This window comes from Emticicia sp., from assembly GCF_049241225.1.
Lineage (GTDB): Bacteria > Bacteroidota > Bacteroidia > Cytophagales > Spirosomataceae > Emticicia.
Window position 1 is genome coordinate 41,399 of record NZ_JBMLRC010000105.1, and the last position, 4,825, is coordinate 46,223.

At 39.0% G+C, this 4,825-nt stretch carries 3 protein-coding genes; 2 read left to right on the top strand and 1 reads right to left on the bottom strand.

Translation table 11 applies throughout. The features are described 5' to 3' along the window. A partial coding sequence (locus ACOVO2_RS06725; protein ID WP_421769233.1) for an outer membrane beta-barrel protein occupies positions 1 to 1,779 on the top strand: 1,779 nt, incomplete at its 5' end. 131 nt (positions 1,780 to 1,910) lie between these two features. Then, a complete protein-coding gene (locus ACOVO2_RS06730; RefSeq protein ID WP_421769234.1) occupies positions 1,911 to 2,657 on the top strand; it encodes a GLPGLI family protein in 747 nt (248 codons plus the stop codon). Positions 2,658 to 2,737: 80 nt separating this feature from the next. Here the strand turns inward: ACOVO2_RS06730 and glgB are convergent, their stop codons facing one another. Next, positions 2,738 to 4,741, bottom strand: a complete 2,004-nt coding sequence (gene glgB, locus ACOVO2_RS06735) for a 1,4-alpha-glucan branching protein GlgB (protein WP_421769235.1) — start codon at positions 4,739 to 4,741, stop codon at positions 2,738 to 2,740. Between the last annotated feature and the right edge of the window lie 84 nt (positions 4,742 to 4,825).

Here is a 4,825-nt window from a genome sequence, read left to right on the forward strand (position 1 = left end):
GATACGAAAAAGAACAAGTTGAGTTCGAGTTATTACTTCAATGGTAAAAATCAGATTTTAGATGCTCTTTCAAGTCGCCAAAATTTCTTAGAAAATAACGCTTCGTTTGCAACTTCCAACAAAGATTTAACCCGTAACGAAAATTATAACCATCGAGTATCATTCCGTTTAGAAAAAACGCTTGATACACTAAATACATTTACGATTGTTGGAAATGGAAAACTTTCAAGAGGAAATACGGTATTTAATGGTTTTCAGCAGTTCTTTGTGGATAATAATGATAAAACTAATCAAACAACCATTAATAATAGCACTGGATTTAATTCAACGGCGGCAGCAATAACAGGGATTTTCAGACATAAATTCAAGAAAAAAGGTAGAATTTTTGCCATGAGCGGTGGTTATAATTTTACAAATTCGGATGGTGATGCTACACAAATTTCTACAAACGAATTTTTTAGAATCACCAGTACAAACGATTTACTAAGAAATATCAATCAGTTTAACTCAACATTGAGCGACCGCAACCAATGGAAAGCAAGTTTATTATTCGTTGAGCCAATGGGAAAGAAACTTTCAACAGAGACTTTCTACAATTTCAGTATTCGTAAAAGCGTGGTCGATAGAGATGTAATAAACTTAGAATCAAATTTGCAGATTGACTCACTCACTCGCTATTTTGAAAACACGATTTCGTATAACAGAGTCGGTACAAGCCTGAGGTATAACTACAAAGGCATCAATATTTCGGCGGGTGTTGCGGGGCAGCAGTTTACGCTGAGAGGTAATTTCATGCAACCAAAACAACCAGAAACAGTTGTTGACCAAACCTATTTTGCTTGGCTCGGAAACGTGCAAGGTAATCTTGATTTGAAAAATAACCGTTATATGTGGTTTAGCTACGAGCCAAATGTTTCTGAGCCTTCAATCAAAGACCTTCAGCCCGTTGTCGATAATAGCAATCCATTGTTTATCAGAGAAGGAAATCCAGACCTTTTGCCGCAAATTGATCATAATTTCAACTTGGGCGGTAACTATTATAACCCTGGTAGTTTTATGAATATCTATTTTGGGTTGAATTATGCCTATAATGTCAATCAGATTGTCTATAACCAAAACATTGATAGTAAGACTTTTAAGACCACAACAAAACCTATGAATATTACGGGTGGAAATAATATGGGGACTTATTTTGGCTTAGGATTTCCGTTGAAGAAAACGAAAGCAACGATGAATCTGAACGGAAGTGTTAATAACAGCAATAACTTAACTTACATCAATAATATCTTGAATGAAACCAATAATATGAGTTATTATGCGGGTCTAAGATTAGATTTAACACCTTCAGATAAATTCACTTTCTACGGAAATGCCAACTTTGGAATCACCAACACAAAATATTCAATCAATACAGCCCAAAATCAGACGATTTATAATCACAGATTTGGCGGTGAAATGAATGTTAAATTCCCGAAAGACTTTTACTTGAATACTCGAATCAATTATAATATTTTCATAAATGAGCGTTTTGGTTTTAACCAACGTCAACCGATTTGGAATGCAGCGATTTATAAGCAACTCGGAAAATCGAAAAAAGCCGAGATTCGTCTGACTGCCAACGATATTTTGAATCGTAACCTGAATATCAGTCAATTTGCCAATCAAAATTCATATTCTGAATCAAGAACCGAAACTTTGGCTCGTTATTTTATGCTGAGTTTCACTTATAATATGCGTGGTGTGAAAAGCCAAATGCGTAGAAGCGGTGGTGGATGGTAGTTTCGGCTCCGCTCAACTACCGAGTTTCGGCTCCGCTCAACTACCGAGTTTTGGCTGTCCGATTCACTTAAATACCGAATTTATTCGGCAAATATAAAACATAAATAGCTCATTATCAAATATTTACAACAATGAAAAAAATCTTTTTATATATCTTACTATTCCCCATTTGGGGAGTAGTTTCTGCCCAAAAAACTGAGGGGGTTGTGCATTATGAATATCAGCTCAACTGGATAAAAATGATGAAAAAACTACCATTTCTGACGCAAGAAGAGAAAGACAGAATGGAAAATACTTGGAAAAATGAAGAGAATACTAAACAAAAATTGAACCTCTATTTCAACGAAAAAGAGAGTCTTTATACTTGGGGGCAAGACCAACAAGAGTATGAAGGAACGGAATATAAAGGCAGAAATGAAGAGTTGCTGATGCACAAAAACTTTGAGTTAGAAAAGCATAACGACATGATTGAGATGTCGGGTAAGACTTATTTACTGCAAGATTCTTTACAGAAAATAGAATGGAAAGTGATGAATCAAATCAAAGAGGTGGCAGGGTTTATTTGTATGAAGGCCGTAACGGAAGATAAAGTAAAAGGACAAAAAATAACCGCATGGTTTACGGGCGATATTCCAGTGGCGAGTGGCCCTGAGCAATTTCATGGCTTACCAGGCATGATTCTTGAATTGGATATTGATGATGGAACGCTACTAATTGAAGCCACGAGTGTAGAATTCAAGAAACTGGAGAAAGAACTGGTTTTACCAAAAATGAAAGGCAAAAAAATCAATGATAAAGATTTCAATGACTTGATTTCAAAGTATATTACTGATAGTATTAAAATGCAACGAAATCCTTATTGGGTGATTAGGTATTGAGTGGCATGAAATTCCAAAAACAAAAGTGGCACACCTCATTATGAATAATAAACAGGTGTGCCACTTTATTTTCTCTTGAATTATTTCAATTTCAATACAACGGCCCCCAATGGCGGAAGCGTCAGCTCGATAGAGTTTTGTTTTCCGTGAGAAGCAATCGCTTGGGTGTGTACTTCGCCATTCACAGTTCCGCTGCCCCAATATTCTTGTTTATCGCTATTGAAAACCTCTACATAGGTTCCTGCGGCTGGTATTCCGATTCGGTAGTTTGAGCGAGGAACTGGCGTAAAGTTTAGCACTACAAGCAAGTTTTCTTTTTCGTTGAAACCTTTACGTGCATATACAATTACAGCATTTTCACGGTCGCTGGTATCAATCCACTCAAAACCATCGGGGCTAAATTGTTTATCGAATAATGCTCCTTCCGAGCGATAGAGGCGATTGAGGTCTTTCATTAGCTCGTTTACACCTTTGTTTGGTTGGTTTCCGAGCAAGTGCCAATCAAGGCTTTTCTCGAAATTCCACTCGGCATATTGAGCAAATTCGCCGCCCATAAAAAGTAATTTTGCTCCTGGATGCGTAAACATGTATGTGTACATCAATCGCAGATTAGCAAATTTACGCCATTCATCACCGGGCATTTTCTCAATTAACGAGCCTTTTCCGTAAACAACCTCATCGTGCGAAAACGGCAACATGAAGTTTTCGGAGAAAGCATAGACCAAACTAAAAGTAATATCATTTTGGTGCCACTTGCGGTACATCGGGTCTTTGGCAAAATAACGGAGCGTATCGTTCATCCAACCCATCATCCACTTCATGCCAAAGCCAAGTCCGCCCGTATAAACTGGTCGAGAAACGCCCGGGAACGCCGTTGATTCTTCAGCAATCGTCTGAGTATCAGGAAAATTCTTATAGATTTCTTCGTTCAATTCTTTAAACAACGAAATCACTTCGAGGTTTTCACGGCCTCCAAACACATTTGGCACCCACTCGCCCGCATTACGAGAATAATCACGGTAAAGCATCGAAGCCACTGCATCTACACGCAGGCCATCAGCATGGAAGCGGTCGAGCCAAAATATGGCATTACTTATCAAAAACGAGCGTACTTCGTAGCGTCCGTAGTTGAAAATATAACTTTTCCAATCTGGATGGTAGCCTTCACGTGGGTCTTCGTGTTCGTAGAGAGCTGTTCCATCAAAACGATATAAACCATGAGCATCGCCTGGGTAATGCGATGGCACCCAGTCGAGTATCACACCAATGCCGTTGATGTGTAGTTGCTCAATCAAATACATGAACTCTTGTGGCGTACCGAAACGGCTACTCGCTGCAAAGTACCCTGTGATTTGATATCCCCACGATGGTTCGTAGGGATGCTCCATGATTGGCATAAACTCTACGTGCGTAAAGCCCATTTCTTTCACGTAAGGCACGAGCGTATCGGCCACTTCGCCGTAGCTGAGGCATCTTTCGGGGTTCGATGGGTCACGTTTCCACGAGCCAAAGTGCATTTCATAAACCGAAATCGGTGCATTTAAAGCATTTTTAGCACGACGAGTTTGCATCCAATCTTGGTCTTTCCATTCATACCAAGTATCCCAAACGATAGAAGCTGTTTTTGGCGGATGCTCCCAACGCAATGCATAAGGGTCGCCTTTTTCTATATCAGCACCCGTATTTGATGCAATAAAATATTTATAAACTTCGCCATTACCGATGTTCGGAATCCAACCTTCCCAGATACCTGAGCCATCCCAACGAGGGTTGAGCGGGTGGTCGCCACGATTCCAGCCATTGAACGTACCAATCACCGAAACGTATTTGGCATTGGGGGCCCAAACGGCAAACAAAGTTCCTGTAACTCCCTGATTCTGAACTACGTGCGAGCCAAGCTTTTCGTAAAGACGGTAGTGTTTTCCTGAGCGAAAAAGCGAAATATCATAATCAGTCAACAAACTAAACGGCTCAACCTTGTTGAAAGTTGGAGTAACTGCTACTTCTTGTGATTCGTTTTTAGGTATTTCTTGTTCTGTACTCGTTGTTTTTTCTTTTTTTGTAGAAACTGCTTTCTTTGCCATGAGGTTGAATATTAAACAAGGTTAAGTATTTGTTTGTAAAAATAGTTTTTAAAAATTGAAAAGCAAAAAATGGTTTATATTTGA